Here is a 14,316-nt window from a genome sequence, read left to right on the forward strand (position 1 = left end):
AGAATTGCGCTCAATAGCCGCCGACCGGGATAGCTGTCCCCTTGGCAGTCTACGCAGACAGGCCAAGGTGATTGAAGAACCTGCGCACTCTCTGTATCCGGCTCTGAGCAGCTCCAGCGCCTCCAAGTCCTCGGGCATGACCATCTCAAGGGCGGCTGGATCAGAAATCTCGATGGGTACGCCACCATTCGTCTGCCGGCCGATACCGAAGAGCTTGCACCAGGTCCGAAGGCACAAGAATTTTTCTAATCAATCAATTCACCGACGATTTCACTAATGCCTTGATATCCATCCGCTTCCGCGCCGACCAATTCACCGGTGGATAAGTAATTGAAAATAAATGGATTTATTGCTCTTGACGCGAATCTTGAGTGAGAGTCTAACGGTGTTGTTCCGGCCGGGACAAACTTCAACTGGGGCATAGTTCAACACCATGAGAATGCGAATCTTCAAACGGACATCGTGGTTCGAGGCATACTTCGAGATCGAGGAGCGGCGCATCCTCGACCGCTTTTATGACCGCCTTAGCGAGGGCAATGATCACCAATTCTGGATTGGTCGGTGCTACTTGGCCTTCCACGTCTATCGCGAAGCGCAGGCCAGCGACACTGACGCGGCCACCGCCTGACCGCAGAAGCCTCACCGCCAGCCCCGTAGAGCTTCTGCGGGGCGGCACTACTGGCTCCCGCACTGCGGCGTCACCTTGCCCAAGCCTTAGGCAACGCTCCCTGGTCGCTCTGCCCAGCGTGGCTACCGTGATTGCCGCCGGCCACAAGCAGAGACGTGTCGATGAGCTAATGCCGTGGAACTACTCCTCGTGAACACCACCATACTTTGGCTAAATCGTGGGAGCAATAATTCAGCTCACCGGAGACCCGCCTTATGCTTCGCAACCTGATTTTACTCTGCGCGGCCTTAGGCTTTAACGGAGGCGGCGCTCTCGCCGAGGAGTCCGTACCCACTAGAATGTTTCGGTACGCTATCCTCATCGACCAACAAGAGCCAATTTATGGCGAGGTGGCTTGCGCGGAGTACCCGTGCCAATTGGCTAACCAAAAGCTACCTGACATCAATCTTTCACTACACCGCTACGACGACGACTCAGTTCGTCCGATTGTCTCCTGCGGGATGAAGCACTGTTTCATCTCATATCGCCCATCGAACATTAACTTGAGCCAGACGGGGAAGCTTTTAAAGTTCAACTTGGCCGAGGGTGCAGAGCCGGGCCATCACGCAGTCCTTTTAAGGAGCAGACAGGTAGGTGAAATCATTATCTCGTTCTGACATTGATACCGACTTCGGGCTCATTTCTGTGGTCTAGATGACAACCGTGCGTCGGCAACGGTTCTTGTTCAACGTCTAGGAAAACAGCGCTTACACTTAAGGAGAACCCCCAGAGGGAAATCACATATCCAATTACCACCCACTTAAGGAGAACTCCGGAAGGGGAAGACCAAGAATAAAGGATGAGGAGAGGGGACTGATGAAAAAGAGGTTTCTCTCCGAATGATCTTTATGAAGCATGGAAGTGGATAGAACCCTCATCCACCTAATACCTGTCCCCAAGGAAGACCTTAAGGTGAACCTATAAGGGGCGCCTAAACCTCTCGACGACCACGCGCACAGTCCATCAAATGGACCCTCGACACCTGAGAGTGCGCTGACCCATGGCTGAATTCATTGCCGTGGCCCCTCGTTCTTGTGGCTGTGGTGGCCATCGGTCCTCTTGTCGCATTGTCCTGCCGACGAGAGGGCCGGTCTTCCCCAATGCCGCGCTGATCGCACACCACCACCACCACAAACCCACAAGAGCTTAACATGCACAACGAACCGTCCGCGAATAGCGGCCACGGCACGACCCTGCCGTTGAACAATATCCATACCCTGTTTTATCAATCCACCCCGATACGCTTTGCCCTTCTTGACGGTCAGCCTTGGTTTGTCGCCGTCGACGTCTGCCGAGCGGTCGGCGTCTTCAATCCTCGACATGGTGCCGCCAAGTACGTGAGGGCGCTTACAGACAGCCAGAAGGCGCTGGGCAGGCTACCTAGCGTTCTCTGTGGGGCGCCTGCGGTCCTGATCGTCTCGGAGAGCGGTCTTGATAAGCTTCTCTGGCTGGCGCTGCACAGCGTCCGTGAGGCTTGGCCTGTTTTCTCGTCACTCAATGCTCAGGCGTCTCTGATCGCAAAAGAGGCGACTGATGTGTGATCCCCTATCCATGCTGGGCTTCACTGTCGGGGCGCTACAGCAGGGCCTCAGCTATCAGGCTGAGAAGACAGCCGCCGAGCAGCAGAACCAGCTCTACAAAGAGAACGCCGCCAGGGCGAACCAGAATGCCCGTGACCAGATGTTCCAGACCCAGCAGCGCATGCTGCAGGAGCAGGAGAAGGGCGCGGCTGAGAAGATGGACACGGTACGCGAGGCGCGCGAGGCCAAGGCGACCGCTACGGTGGCTGCCGGCGAGGCTGGTGTCTCGGGCCTGTCGGTCGACGCCCTCCTGGCTGAGTTCGATGGCCGAGCTGCGGCAGCCAACGACCGCACCGATCAGAACACCGAATGGACGCTCTCCCAGCTCAATAACGAGATGAAGGGGATCAGGGCCAACGCTGAGGACCGCATCAACTCGGTCCAGCGGGCAGCCGCTCCGTCCTTCTTCAACACCGGCCTGAAGATCGCTGGCGTTGGTCTCGATTCTTACAACGGCTTCCAGGTCCGTGAGGCTGAGGCCCAGCGCCGTCGATAACTATTGCCTCGCCGCAAGCGGGGGTTCCCGTACCACCACCACAGCCAACGAGTAAGCACATGAACTTTCCCCGTATCAAGACCGTCACGGTCGACTCCCACGACGAAACCATTCCAGCGGTCCGTTTCCGCCTCGTCGAGATCGGCGGGATGAATTACCACCTCGCCCGAGACATAGGCCACCATCTCGGCCTCAAGGCTGATGAGGACGGCGATTACCGGTCTGCCCTCACTGAGGCACGCATTCCGTATAATGATCTTGCCATCTTCGACCGTGATCAGCCGCTAGGGTCTCATGCCCTGCTGACTGAGGCAGCTTTCAATCAAGCGCGGCTGGTGAAGCGTGGGTGACGTCACCTCAATTATTACCGATGTCAGAAAGCGCTGCGGCATCAACACACACTCCTATTGTTCATCGTCCTTTGTAGTTGGGGGTAGGTGGAGGCAGAAATATCTGCAGCGAAAATTTCTGAGGTCAAATCAGATATAGAGAACCGGCCGTTCCCCCCGGCCGCCTCTGTCCACACATATCCACAGATCTAGCCACAACCACGAGAAACAAATTCTTTCTAGATTCCAAGAGGTTATTGCCACCAGTTCTCTGCCTCGCTACGATTCCGTTTGGGCATCAACTGGTATCGCTGACAAAGAAAGCGATGTCTTCACCAATAGGAAAGGCGAGATGACGACCACCAGCACTTATCCGAAAGACAACTGGCGCGGCTTGTTCAAGGCCTTCCAGCTCATTGAGTTGTTTCGCGAACGATACCCAGACATCCCGATGCAGACCGTCTCAGTCTTCCTCATCATTGCCATGAGAACCGGCGTCTATCAGCGAGAGTTGCTGAAGCTTTTGGGCCTCAGTCAGTCATCGGTCTCGCGGAACGTTATGGCGCTCAGCGATGTGAACCGCAGAGGCGACCCTGGTCTCGGGCTGATAACGCAGCAGCGCGACCCTCTCGACGCGCGGCAAGTTCGACTGCGACTGACCCCTGCTGGCATTGAGCTGGCCAATAGAGTAGCGGCAATGGGTCAGACTCGGGATGCTGGTTCCAATTGAGTGTACCTTGATCGAACTGCATTTGCCGTGGTTCGATATATCGCCATTGACAAGTCAAAACGAACCACCGATAAGCGAACCACCCAAAACGAACTCAGGTGGTTTCCATGCATATTCGAGCTTACCTTCGCGCCAGCACCAAAGGCCAAGACGCCAACCGTGCGCGGGACGACCTCCTCGCGTTCGCTGAAGAACGTGGACTGAAAATCGCAGCCACCTACATCGAGAACGAGAGCGGGGCCTCACTGAAGCGCCCCGAGCTTTTCCGTCTTCTCCATGACTGCCACCCGGGCGATGTTCTCCTGATCGAACAGGTGGACCGCCTCAGCCGATTGAACGCTGAAGACTGGGAACTCCTGAAGACAGAGATACAGCGCCGTAGGGTGAAGGTCGTAGCGCTCGACCTGCCGACCTCTTGGATGATGGCCACCGCAGACAAGGACGACATTCACAGCCGTATGATGGACGCCATCAATGGGATGATGCTCGACATGCTCGCTGCTATCGCCCGCAAGGATTACGAGGACCGCAGACGGCGACAGGCGCAAGGCATCGTAAAGGCCAAGGCCGATGGCCGCTACAAGGGCCGGCCTGAAGACGAGAAACGCAACGAGGGCATCATCAAGATGCTCGAAGCCGGAATGAGCTGGAACAGCATTGTGGCCGGAACGGGCTGCTCTCGGTCCACGCTGGCCCGCCTGGCAAAGCGTGTCTCGGGTGAGATCACGTCCTAATTCGCAGGCGTTCGTTTCTCTTACCCTGATTATGTTTGTTTTCGACTTCAGCCGTTCCTGAGATTTCGGGGGCGGCATTTTTGTTGATCGTCCCTCTAATTGGGTGGCAGTTCGAGACAGGATAGGTCCCTATCTGGTCAGGATCGGGGAAGCAGATGAATAGCACGGGATAAGTTGTGAAACGCGCCCTAGCCGCTCGCAGCACATGGTATACTTCGGGGGTTTCATCGCGAGTCGCCCATGACCGGTTTGATCAACAGCCAGAAGTACCTGCTGAAGCTCCAGCGCTTCGACCTCGCTTACCTCATATCGATGGCAGTACTGTCAGTGCGGTCTAGCAGAGGGCCGTGGGATTTGGATCAAGATACACTCGTGCTGACCGCTCCACGGCCCTTTTCTGACGCCATACGAGCATTGCCCGACTATGACCGCAAGCGGCTTGCGGAAGCCCTCTGTGCGAACGAGGCAGCGTTTCAACTGAACTATGGTCTCGATCCTGACGATATCCACGCTGAACCGAGCAACGTGGATCAGGTCGAGGGCTCGGAAGCCGCGCTGCCGAACCTCATCTTGCAGAAAGAGATGATGATCAGCGTGGCAACGGGCGGTCAACGCATACAGGACGTCAACGATTACTACCGGGCGCGGCACGTGGACCTCAAATCTTCTGTGCCCGCGCTTGGTCTGTCGTACAGCAACCCTCATGATGATCTGTGGTCTTGGTACCACTATTGGCGGGCTCACCTGCCTCAATACGCCGACCGTCGCCAGTATGTCAGAGAACTGTTCGACCCTCTCATCGCTGCTGCGTCAAATCGAACGAGCATCGCTGTCGTCGAGCGAGAACCCACAGGATGGGAGCGGGTGGATAGAGCGCTTAGCAAGGCGCAAGCTCAACTCGCTGGAGCGACGAACGAGGAGGACTTCCAGACGGTGGGCATGCTCTGCAGAGAGGTGCTCATTTCGGTTGGACAGGCGGTCTACGATGGGGAGCGGCACGTGACGCTTGACGGCGTGAAGCCCAGTTCGACAGATGCGAAGAGGATGCTCGAAGCCTTCCTTCACAGCGTCTTTCCCGGGGACAGCTTCAAGGAGGTTCGTGGCCATGCGAGGGCTTCAGTGGACTTAGGCTTGAACTTGCACCATCGACGGACGGCAACTAGGCAGCTCGCTGAACTCTGCCTCGAAGCTACCGCGTCCACCTCGGCAGTCATGAAAATCTTGTCGCAGAACGCCCAGGCTATGTGACGATTTCGCGTCTTGGCGACACCGTGTGGCGCGACAATCCACCGTTTCGGCTACTTCTCCATCAAGCGAAACCAATCTCGAACGGTAATCCGCAAGCGAAGCTCCTCGTCTTCGGCTAATGGGCAGCAGTGAGCGATGGGATTGCGGAGCGCATTTAGGCTGGCAATGACCTTCTCAAGGCCCTTCCGGCTGTTGAATAGCGAGCCAAATAGTGACCAATGAGAATTGATTATATCGTACAACTCGCCAAACGTTGTGTAGTCCAAGGCATCTTGAGAACGCCTGCTGACGCCAGCATCAAGCTCCTTCTGGACACGCTTGATAACCTCATCCTTGATAGCTTGCGGTATCTTTGAGCCGTTCCACCAGTCCTCACTCTGTGTCTCGGTTATTAGCGTGTCTCGAACCAATGCCCTAATTGAGCGTTCGAGCGAATAAAAAACCTCATAGTGGCGAGCCATCATAGCGCCTTCCGCCCGCACTGCTGCGTCGAGCTGAGGATAATAGTCGCTTTCCACCGTCTCGCTCTGCCCGCGAATGTGGCCCAGTTCGATGTTATATCGCCGTTCGATGGCGCTGATGTCCTCGGCAAATCATCTGGTTTGTCATGCCGAAGGATTTGATTTTCTCCACCAGCGCCCTACTCACCATTCAGCAGATGCTCCCTCAAGCTGCGAAAGATCGCGTTGAACACAGCCTGATCTGATGTAGCCGGCAGGTTGAGATTGATGGTGTACGAGAGGTTTAGTCCGAGACTTTCTTGGTTGTTCGTGGGTGCTCGATACGTCGGCGTGGTAGGCGTGACCACCTCCTCGGACATGGTATCGACCGTCTTTGACTTTGCATCGAAGTCAGCAAATGCCTTGAGGTTCTTGAATGTTGCGATGGTTAGCTCTGCCGTACGGCTAGCAGCAGAGGCACCAGTCGCTTGGCACACTAGTGACAGCAAGTCTTTGTCGTTGAGCGCGTAGCAATATTCGTTGATATCAAACAGCTCCCGATAGCCGATCCGAATTGCTTCTGCGATTGACGCGCCCGAAGTCTGGGTGTTGCGAAATCTCTTATAGAGATCGGTCGGACTGGCGTCCGAGTTCACCAAACCGATCTTCTTGAGATAAGCGGCGATGCTGGCACCCGTCCCACCTTTGATGGCGAGCTTCGTTTGAATGAAGTCAGTTGTCACTCGATCTGGCGTCGCCGCATCACGTATGCGTTCAAGCGCGGTGCGTATTGAGCCCGGTGTAGGGAGATATGGAAGAGTGTCAGCCATCTAAGGTCCATTGATGAGGAGAGCCGAACGTCGACACCACCACATTTATGGATTGAGTCGGGTTGAGTTTCAACGAGTCGCCGCAATCTGAAATACCTACCGATCCAAATCGATCCTAAAACCGGATCATTGGTCAGAATGGTTGGTCAGAATAAATATGAAAAAACGCTGTAATGCCTTGTTTTCAATCAATAAATCTATGGGTAATGAGGAATGGTGGAGCTAAGCGGGATCGAACCGCTGACCTCTTGCATGCCATGCAACGGGCCACCGTTTCCGCGTGTTTCCGGTAGTTGCTAGGCATTGCCTTAACCCCTTCCATTCAAAGCAATTTCTGGTACTGTATATCCAGATGTTTCCGCTATTTTCATACTTGGCACTTCCCTGGTGCTTCCCGGACCCTTTAGATGGCAAAAAAAGATGCTGCTCCGATCAATTCATCGACCTCGGCAGAGATTACCCTCAACCTGATCAAACGCATTGAGCCGGGCGACAAAGAATTCTTTGTTTCAGATACGGTCGTCACAGGGTTCGCGATCCGTGTCCGTACGTCAGGCTCTATGACCTATCTTGTCATCTACCGCTTCGGGTCTGGCCGCGAAGCTCCGACGCGACGTTACACCATCGGCAGCACGAAGAAGGTCACCCCGGATGAAGCTCGACGCGTAGCCAAGACCGTACTCGCTCAGGTCGTCCAGGGTGGTGATCCAGCGAAAGAAAAGAGCGCCGATCGGGCGTCGCCGACCTTTGACGCTCTAAAGGATGATTACCTGCGGACCGTCGACGCGAAGCAGAAGAGTGCGACATACAATCTTTACGCCCGCTGGCTGAATATCGCTTCCGAGACACTGGGGCGGAAGAAGGCAAAGGATGTCGCCACCGGTGAGATCGAGAAGCTGCACGTTTCCTTGAAGGACAAGCCCGTTACGGCAAACCGGGTCCTGTCCACTGTCAGCTCCATGTACACCTGGGGGATGGATACAAAAGCCATCCCGAAGATTGAGAACCCCGCGAGCGGCATCAAAAAGTACCCAGAGGACAATCGCGAACGATATTTGACAGGCGAAGAGCTGGCCCGCCTTGGCGACGCCATTCGAGAAGCGGAAACTGACGGCATCCCCTGGGACCCGGACCCCGACAAAAAGGTCAAGCACGCGCCGAAAGCGGAGAATCGTCGGATTAAGATTGATCAGTTCTCTGCCGCTGCTATTCGCCTGTTCATCCTGACTGGCGCCCGCCGCGGTGAAATCCTAAAACTGAAGTGGTCGAACGTCGATTTGCAGCGCGGGCTGCTCTTTCTTGACGACAGCAAGACCAGGAAGAAAACCATCATCTTGAATGGGCCGGCGCAGCTAATTCTGACGGAGCTGTCGAAAGTCGGCCCTTACGTCATTCCAGGCGAGCCGAAGGTCCACGGCGATGGCAAGATCGAGCATCGTCCTCGATCGGACCTCAAACGGCCTTGGCACCATATTCGGAAGCGGGCCGGGCTTGATGCCGCGGCCGACGATCCAAAGCTTCGGGTTCGCATACATGACCTGCGCCATACTCATGCCTCGGTCGGCGTCGAAGCGAACCTAAGCCTCCAGATCATCGGGAAGCTGCTCGGGCATACGCAGATGAAGACGACCGAGCGTTACGCGCATCTCGCAGACGATCCGAAACGCCGCGCCTCCGACTTGATCGGATCGAAAATCGTCGACGCCATGGGGGACCGCCCGCGGCGAGAGAATGTGCATCCATTGCGACCAGGAAAAAGCTGATCGCGAAGCTACTGCAGGGATAGGACGGCCATCCGAAAAGCCGGGCAGCACCCCCGGTTTCCCTGCGGCACTTTCGGTGCAATGCGAGGTGCTGCATTGAATGATTCAATTAAGTTTTGGGCCGATCGGAGTCGGTGGCCGGACGACGCCATGGGATATATTTTCCTTGGCAATGCAGTGGATCGCGTTGGGAGGTTCTTGTTTCCCGATAGTTGGGACGGAACAGAGAACGTCACGCCTGATCTGTTTGCGCTGGCGTCGACGATCAATGGTGTTGATTATCCGCTTTCGAGCTTGGACGCCAGGCCGCGCGAAAGGCGAATCATACATGAGCTCGTCGCATTGAGGAGGCCGGAATTCCGGCGCGAATATACCATCCGCTATGGCCAGGCCGGTGAAGTGATCCCCAAACTCTCAAGCCAGGAATGGACAGCAGGGCTCCAAGAAGCAGGCAAAATCGATGCCGAACGAAGGCCCAAACTTCAGCGTCGTGAAGCCTGTCGGCGTTTCATAAAGAAAGCCATTCTCGACGGCCGCTTGACCTTCGTCTTACGGCCAAAGCGGGGCGGCGCCTTTTCGCGGCCGCAGGATCGAAAGTGGTGGAATGTGGAAGACCATGATCGCATTTTCTATTGGTGCCAAATGGATCCGCAAAACGCGACGGGTAATGCAGTCGGCGGCGACAGGTTCCAATATGTTTTCGTTGATGAAACTGAACTCAACGCTATCGCGCCGTCGCCTGAACAACTTAATGCATCAGCTGGAGAAGATGGGCTGTCGGGCAGCTTACAACGAGCCCCCTCGTTAGATACTTCGGCGGTCGCCGACCAAGTCAGCCTTAAGGCTACCGAAAATACATCCGCAAGGCCTGAAGGAGCTAGCGTCACTATCTCTCAAGATGGTGGGTTCGAGTTCACCGCTACTGAGCGAGACATTCATGCTGCAATCCAACAAATCTGGCAGGGTGGACCGACGCCGAGTGCGAAAGGACAGCTCCAGGCTGCCGTCGATAAATACCTCAAATCTACTCTTCAATATACGAAGACTCCCGATCCGAGGACATACCAACGATACTTCAAGAAAATAGGCGCGACATTTTTGGACAAATAACGACAGCGGGCGACAGACGGCGACCTGTCGCAGAATGTCGCTAACGCATTGAAATCAAAGGTGAGACCTTCCTCTCAGCGGACACATCGGGTGTCTGCACCAATGATGAGGAAACCACTTTGCTCGACATCTCGCCCAATCAGCGACGCATGCTCCGTACCGACGACGCCGCCACTTACACGGGGGTATCGGCTTCCACGCTGAACAAGCTGCGCCTCACCGGGGGCGGCCCGGAATACATCAAGCTTGGCAAGTCCGTCGTCTACGATCCCGCGGATCTGGACGCATGGCTGTCCTCCAAACGCCGCCGTTCCACGTCGGTCGCAGCCTAGGGGGAGGCCATGATCAAAATGCAAAACCCGGCGGCGCGTGCAGGCGCCAACCGGGGTCTGAAAGTCAAAGCTTTTTCCAGCAGCGTCGACTTCCAGGACCCTACAGAAATCCACCCTGAAATTCAATCCGAATTGCTGGCGGTTCGCTCCGTCATGCGTCGCTTCAGCGTGACCTATTGGCACGCGAAAACGATCTGCCGGCTCTCTGGCCTTGGAGGGTACGCAGCATGACAAAGCGCCTTATCATAACCGCCCGGATTCTCCCCGACGGCGCGCCTACCAAAGTCGTCGGGCGGGACGCCTGGGCGCTTCAGAACCTCGTCACGGCCGGCGAAGGTGGTTGCACTCCGATCGATCATCCCGGCCCGCGGTGGAGTCACTATGTGTTCAAGCTGCGGCGTTTCGGCTTCACCATACAAACGCTCGACGAAACCCACGGCGGCCCGTTTCCTGGTTCGCACGCTCGATACGTCCTGCGCTCGGAAGTCGAAATTCTGGACAACGGAAGGGAGGCGGCATGAGCGATCCCCAAACACATAACCAACGGGTTATTGCAGCCGCCCAATGGCTCGCTGACGAGAAGGAGCCACCCGCAAGGGTGGTTCCAACCATCCGCGCGATGTTCTCCCTGAGCGCGCTTGAGGCGGCGCAAGCCTGTGGCTTGGCGCAGAAGTTCCGGACCTTGCGGAGGGCATTCGGATGACGGTGGAAGCGGCGAGCGCAACATGGAAATTCGACTTCCTGGACACCGTAAACGCGGATCCGCAATGCACTCCGGCATGCCTCAAGGTCATTAAGGCCTATCTGCATTTTGCGTCAGAAGCCTCGCCAGTTGCGTTCATGGCGAAGAGCGAGCTAGTGGCGCGCACCGATCTGGGCGAGGCCACCATCAAACGAACAAGGAAACTCCTGTCGAGACTCGGTTATCTACAGCCAATCGGAAAGACCGCCGAGGGAGCGATTCAATATCGCCTGCGCAATGCTCGGAAGCAGGAGATTGATGAACACATCATTCTCGTGCGTGAGAAACTCGCGGAAGACCGCCGCGAGGGAAAGAAGCTTCTCCGCACCCGAGCTGCGAAAAGGGGAGATCAAAATGAGCCCCCTAAAAATGACATGGGGGGATCAAAAGGAACCCCCCGTTCGGATCAAAATGAGCCCCAAATCCCTAGACTAATCCCTAGAGGTATATTCTCTGAAGGGAGAGATATCTTAATAGCAAGCAGCGAATTCACAGGCGGCACGCAGGAAAAGCAGCCGAGAGAGCAAATCGGCCTCTCTGAGACCGCCGGGTATGAGGAGATGTCCCGCGGAGACGATCCCGACGAGCCTATTCCTGTGCCAAGCGATCAAGACGAAGCTCAAGCGATGATGGAGGCCATTTGCGACGGCCGGGCTGTGCCTGACATCGTCCGGGGCCGGCTGCAGAGCATGCTGCAGGCAGGTGTCCTAACTCCTCGGATGGCTTCGAATATCCTGGCCCCTGTGGAGGATGCAGCATGAGCGAGCAGCTTGACTTGCTGGAATGGGCAGCCAGTCGGCAGACTGATGGTAGTGGTCGCGTGACGTCACGCGATGTAACGTTACATGGTCGTTACCGTAACGCCCCCTGCGGCGACCCTCCCACCGGCGCCCAGATCCTTGACGGGCGCCAACGGTTCGAGCGAAAGGCCGCGGCTTTCTTCGGCGCCCTGGTCCGCGGCTACACGCCACCGTTTCGCGACACCTTGGTGATCCGGCTTGCTGATAGGCGCGAAAGCAGCAGGAGCGCTGCATGATGAACGCACCTATAGAGAATTCTGAAAGCCTTCCTGAAGTGGCGGCCGGCGCGTGGCCTATCCTCATGCAGCGGAGCGATATCATAACTCTGAAGGAAGCAGTTCACCGCACTGGCAAGACGGACAGGACACTGCGGACTTGGTGCAAGCTCTTCGGTATCAGCCGGCAGACGAATAGCGGCGCGCCGATCGAGATTTCCGCTCCGGCGCTTGAGATGGTAATGCATGGAGACATGGAAGCCCTGGAGTTGCTCAGAGGCGGAAACAGGCACCATCCGAGAGTACGCAGGTTCTTCGATCACCTTGGCCTATCGGTGTAGGCTCCGGAGTACGCTGCCGGCGGTCTTGACTTCATCGCACTCCATGTCACGTTCGGCGCCATGAGCACCACGGACAGTGCCGCCCTTCTCGAAGACGCCGCCGACCGGATCGCAGATATCTCGCGACCGGACCTGCAGATCTTGCTTCGCCGCGCGGCGCTGCGGCTGCGCAACGCCGCGGCCGTCTCGATGGAGGATGACGTCGAGGACGCCTTGCGAGACCTGGCCGGCGAGTTCGGCAAGACGCGCAATGATACGATCAGGTTTATCGTCCGGGAGTGGATGGAGAAGAACACCTATTTGCCGGTGCACGACCTCGACGAAGACGGCGATGTGGATGGGAATGCCTGAGCCGCCCTATCCTGATGGCACCAGCGACCCGCGGGCACTTGGCGTCACCCCAACTGACGGAAACGACAAACCTTGGCCTCATCTTGAGGCTTTCAATGCGCGGTCACGCAAGCAGTCGAAATAACTGGCGCCAACCGGCGCGGTCCTGTCGGACGAAGCGCCACGGTCGCAACTAGTAGGTCGCCCTCGCCTGCGCCGAGAGCGCCGCCCCGCATAGGAAGAACAGCGTATAGTTCAGCACGATTCCGCCCGATAAAAACGCTGCGCCGAACACCAGCAGATACATGCCGCCGATCGAAATCGCGCCGTCAGAGGTTTCCTGATCCTTGAGAACGCGCCAGAGCGGAAACACAAGCACCAGACCCAGCAGAAGGACCGCGATGGCGCCGCCTTCATAGCCCGCCTCGAGTATCCAGTTGTGCGGATAGATCTCGCCCTCGCGCGGCGCAGGCAGCCATCCAGGATAGACACCCGTCAGATCGAGTGAGTAAGATCCGAGACCGTGGCCGAAGGCGATGGCGGTCGGGCTTGAAACCCAGCCTTTAAAGGCGAAGCCGAAAAGCGTCTGTCGCGACCAGGTGCGATGGTCGTTGCCGTCTCCGGTATCGAATGCGCCAGCGGTATCATAGGGATTATGATCGTCCGTTTTCGGACGGAAGATTGCTCCCTGCTCGTATCGCTCCGTCTCCCCTTCCATGCGCTGGACGACGGCGAGATTGCGCGCGATCGGCGCATAGAAGACACCAACCAGGAGCGCAGCCGACAGGCCGAAGAACACGGCGGCATGCGCCAAGCCCTTAAGGCGGAACACGAGCGCCGTAAACACGACTGGCAGCAGCAGGAAGATAGTTCGCGACCCGAGCTCGGCAAGCAACAGCGTGACCGCCAGGCCGGCCACCAGCGCGATCGGAGCACGCGCCCTCGTCAGAAGCCAAACGAAGATCGGGATAGCGCCAAGCGCAATGCCATAGGCGACTAGCTGGTAATAGCTGTAATAGGGCGTCCTGCCAGGAATTTGCGGGATTCCCAGAATGTTGCGGAAGTCATCGCCTTGCCACAAGGAGCCGAAACGGATCCACGCGACGGGCAAAGCGAGCGTCAACGCGCCGCCAGCGATCAGCGCCACTGCGACGACCCCCGCCGGCCTTTGTCCCGCCAGGATGCCGGCAGCGAAGAAGGGCAGCGCGGTAAGCAGGAACTGGACGAGATAGTGAATGTCGAATTCAGGCGCACGGAACACGAAGTAACCGGCCACGGTATAACAACAGTAGAGGCCAAGAATTGCCGCCGGCAACAGTAGGCGCTGGTAGCCCCTGAAGGCCATCAGCGCGAGCGGCGCTGAAATGATGATCAATGCAATCACCCAGAAGCGACTTCCGGAAAGCTGATACCATTTCAAAAAATAGAGATAGTTGAAAAAAACCAGTGTCGTTGCAGAAAGCGAGAACAATAATCCCGCCCTCATTCTAATGCCGTGCATGTCTCGTCCCTCAGTTGCGGAACTAATCGCGCAACGTCGAGGCCTTGTCACCCCTAAATGAGCGAGCATTACATATTTTTTCAACTTGAACTTTAGAAGTCTGAAATATACCGCCGATCTGCTGATGA

The 14,316-nt window shown here is 56.7% G+C and carries 19 protein-coding genes; 16 read left to right on the forward strand and 3 right to left on the reverse strand.

What is annotated here, in order from left to right; genetic code table 11:
- The first annotated feature begins 439 nt into the window (after nt 1-439).
- From A6U98_RS24770 to A6U98_RS24805, 7 genes are all read left to right on the forward strand, one after another.
- On the forward strand, nt 440-628 hold the full coding sequence (locus A6U98_RS24770) for a hypothetical protein (protein ID WP_156667888.1): 189 nt from the start codon (nt 440-442) through the stop codon (nt 626-628).
- Between the two features lie 1,190 nt (nt 629-1,818).
- Nucleotides 1,819-2,208: a hypothetical protein gene (locus A6U98_RS24780; protein WP_064653593.1), complete on the forward strand. Its 390-nt coding sequence runs from the start codon at nt 1,819-1,821 to the stop codon at nt 2,206-2,208.
- The gene (locus tag A6U98_RS24785) at nt 2,201-2,743 is read left to right on the forward strand and encodes a hypothetical protein (RefSeq protein ID WP_156667889.1); all 543 of its coding nucleotides are present in this window, start codon (nt 2,201-2,203) and stop codon (nt 2,741-2,743) included. The genes A6U98_RS24780 and A6U98_RS24785 overlap by 8 nt, the downstream gene beginning before the upstream one ends.
- Before the next feature lie 59 nt (nt 2,744-2,802).
- Nucleotides 2,803-3,093 (forward strand): hypothetical protein, encoded by a 291-nt coding sequence (locus A6U98_RS24790; protein WP_064653597.1) that lies wholly within the window; start codon nt 2,803-2,805, stop codon nt 3,091-3,093.
- 331 nt (nt 3,094-3,424) lie between these two features.
- The gene (locus A6U98_RS24795) at nt 3,425-3,802 is read left to right on the forward strand and encodes a MarR family winged helix-turn-helix transcriptional regulator (protein WP_064653599.1); all 378 of its coding nucleotides are present in this window, start codon (nt 3,425-3,427) and stop codon (nt 3,800-3,802) included.
- Between the two features lie 107 nt (nt 3,803-3,909).
- Nucleotides 3,910-4,536 (forward strand): recombinase family protein, encoded by a 627-nt coding sequence (locus A6U98_RS24800; RefSeq protein ID WP_064653601.1) that lies wholly within the window; start codon nt 3,910-3,912, stop codon nt 4,534-4,536.
- 240 nt (nt 4,537-4,776) lie between these two features.
- On the forward strand, nt 4,777-5,784 hold the full coding sequence (locus A6U98_RS24805; RefSeq protein WP_064653603.1) for a hypothetical protein: 1,008 nt from the start codon (nt 4,777-4,779) through the stop codon (nt 5,782-5,784).
- A gap of 50 nt (nt 5,785-5,834) precedes the next feature.
- On the opposite strand, the gene A6U98_RS24810 is transcribed toward A6U98_RS24805, so the two are convergent.
- Nucleotides 5,835-6,302, reverse strand: a complete 468-nt coding sequence (locus A6U98_RS24810; RefSeq protein ID WP_197496439.1) for a Swt1 family HEPN domain-containing protein — start codon at nt 6,300-6,302, stop codon at nt 5,835-5,837.
- A gap of 122 nt (nt 6,303-6,424) precedes the next feature.
- Nucleotides 6,425-7,054, reverse strand: a complete 630-nt coding sequence (locus A6U98_RS24815; RefSeq protein WP_064653605.1) for a DUF5343 domain-containing protein — start codon at nt 7,052-7,054, stop codon at nt 6,425-6,427.
- Between the two features lie 407 nt (nt 7,055-7,461).
- Here A6U98_RS24815 and A6U98_RS24820 point away from each other — a divergent pair, with 407 nt between their 5' ends.
- The 9 genes from A6U98_RS24820 to A6U98_RS24865 all read left to right on the forward strand — a co-directional run bounded on the left by A6U98_RS24820 (nt 7,462) and on the right by A6U98_RS24865 (nt 12,708).
- Entirely contained in the window at nt 7,462-8,817 is a 1,356-nt protein-coding gene (locus tag A6U98_RS24820; protein WP_064653607.1) for a site-specific integrase, read from the forward strand.
- A 150-nt stretch (nt 8,818-8,967) separates the two neighbouring features.
- Nucleotides 8,968-9,927 carry a hypothetical protein gene (locus tag A6U98_RS24825; protein WP_156667890.1) on the forward strand — a complete coding sequence of 320 codons (960 nt, stop codon included), beginning with the start codon at nt 8,968-8,970 and terminating at the stop codon, nt 9,925-9,927.
- A 119-nt stretch (nt 9,928-10,046) separates the two neighbouring features.
- Entirely contained in the window at nt 10,047-10,259 is a 213-nt protein-coding gene (locus A6U98_RS24830; RefSeq protein WP_245304570.1) for a helix-turn-helix domain-containing protein, read from the forward strand.
- Between the two features lie 9 nt (nt 10,260-10,268).
- Entirely contained in the window at nt 10,269-10,490 is a 222-nt protein-coding gene (locus tag A6U98_RS24835) for a hypothetical protein (protein WP_064653611.1), read from the forward strand.
- Nucleotides 10,487-10,780 carry a hypothetical protein gene (locus A6U98_RS24840; protein WP_064653613.1) on the forward strand — a complete coding sequence of 98 codons (294 nt, stop codon included), beginning with the start codon at nt 10,487-10,489 and terminating at the stop codon, nt 10,778-10,780. The genes A6U98_RS24835 and A6U98_RS24840 overlap by 4 nt, the downstream gene beginning before the upstream one ends.
- Nucleotides 10,781-10,958: 178 nt before the next feature.
- A complete protein-coding gene (locus tag A6U98_RS24850; RefSeq protein WP_064653616.1) occupies nt 10,959-11,762 on the forward strand; it encodes a hypothetical protein in 804 nt (267 codons plus the stop codon).
- The gene (locus tag A6U98_RS24855) at nt 11,759-12,037 is read left to right on the forward strand and encodes a hypothetical protein (RefSeq protein WP_064653618.1); all 279 of its coding nucleotides are present in this window, start codon (nt 11,759-11,761) and stop codon (nt 12,035-12,037) included. The genes A6U98_RS24850 and A6U98_RS24855 overlap by 4 nt, the downstream gene beginning before the upstream one ends.
- A complete protein-coding gene (locus A6U98_RS24860) occupies nt 12,034-12,357 on the forward strand; it encodes a hypothetical protein (protein WP_245304571.1) in 324 nt (107 codons plus the stop codon). Before A6U98_RS24855 ends, A6U98_RS24860 begins: the two co-directional genes overlap by 4 nt.
- Nucleotides 12,358-12,417: 60 nt before the next feature.
- Nucleotides 12,418-12,708, forward strand: a complete 291-nt coding sequence (locus A6U98_RS24865; protein WP_064653620.1) for a hypothetical protein — start codon at nt 12,418-12,420, stop codon at nt 12,706-12,708.
- A 172-nt stretch (nt 12,709-12,880) separates the two neighbouring features.
- On the opposite strand, the gene A6U98_RS24870 is transcribed toward A6U98_RS24865, so the two are convergent.
- Nucleotides 12,881-14,188, reverse strand: coding sequence for a hypothetical protein (locus tag A6U98_RS24870; protein WP_156667891.1), 1,308 nt, complete (start codon nt 14,186-14,188; stop codon nt 12,881-12,883).
- Nucleotides 14,189-14,316: the final 128 nt, after the last annotated feature.

Origin of the sequence: Rhizobium sp. WYCCWR10014, from assembly GCF_001657485.1 — a bacterium.
Lineage (GTDB): Bacteria > Pseudomonadota > Alphaproteobacteria > Rhizobiales > Rhizobiaceae > Rhizobium.

Bases quoted from the DNA above. Each gene is read 5' to 3' on its own strand.
- A6U98_RS24770 (WP_156667888.1), top strand. From the start codon at position 440: ATGCGAATCTTCAAACGGACATCGTGGTTCGAGGCATACTTCGAGATC.
- A6U98_RS24780 (WP_064653593.1), top strand. From the start codon at position 1,819: ATGCACAACGAACCGTCCGCGAATAGCGGCCACGGCACGACCCTGCCG.
- A6U98_RS24785 (WP_156667889.1), top strand. From the start codon at position 2,201: ATGTGTGATCCCCTATCCATGCTGGGCTTCACTGTCGGGGCGCTACAG.
- A6U98_RS24790 (WP_064653597.1), top strand. From the start codon at position 2,803: ATGAACTTTCCCCGTATCAAGACCGTCACGGTCGACTCCCACGACGAA.
- A6U98_RS24795 (WP_064653599.1), top strand. From the start codon at position 3,425: ATGACGACCACCAGCACTTATCCGAAAGACAACTGGCGCGGCTTGTTC.
- A6U98_RS24800 (WP_064653601.1), top strand. From the start codon at position 3,910: ATGCATATTCGAGCTTACCTTCGCGCCAGCACCAAAGGCCAAGACGCC.
- A6U98_RS24805 (WP_064653603.1), top strand. From the start codon at position 4,777: ATGACCGGTTTGATCAACAGCCAGAAGTACCTGCTGAAGCTCCAGCGC.
- A6U98_RS24815 (WP_064653605.1), bottom strand. From the start codon at position 7,054: ATGGCTGACACTCTTCCATATCTCCCTACACCGGGCTCAATACGCACC.
- A6U98_RS24820 (WP_064653607.1), top strand. From the start codon at position 7,462: ATGGCAAAAAAAGATGCTGCTCCGATCAATTCATCGACCTCGGCAGAG.
- A6U98_RS24825 (WP_156667890.1), top strand. From the start codon at position 8,968: ATGGGATATATTTTCCTTGGCAATGCAGTGGATCGCGTTGGGAGGTTC.
- A6U98_RS24835 (WP_064653611.1), top strand. From the start codon at position 10,269: ATGATCAAAATGCAAAACCCGGCGGCGCGTGCAGGCGCCAACCGGGGT.
- A6U98_RS24840 (WP_064653613.1), top strand. From the start codon at position 10,487: ATGACAAAGCGCCTTATCATAACCGCCCGGATTCTCCCCGACGGCGCG.
- A6U98_RS24850 (WP_064653616.1), top strand. From the start codon at position 10,959: ATGACGGTGGAAGCGGCGAGCGCAACATGGAAATTCGACTTCCTGGAC.
- A6U98_RS24855 (WP_064653618.1), top strand. From the start codon at position 11,759: ATGAGCGAGCAGCTTGACTTGCTGGAATGGGCAGCCAGTCGGCAGACT.
- A6U98_RS24860 (WP_245304571.1), top strand. From the start codon at position 12,034: ATGATGAACGCACCTATAGAGAATTCTGAAAGCCTTCCTGAAGTGGCG.
- A6U98_RS24865 (WP_064653620.1), top strand. From the start codon at position 12,418: ATGAGCACCACGGACAGTGCCGCCCTTCTCGAAGACGCCGCCGACCGG.
- A6U98_RS24870 (WP_156667891.1), bottom strand. From the start codon at position 14,188: ATGCACGGCATTAGAATGAGGGCGGGATTATTGTTCTCGCTTTCTGCA.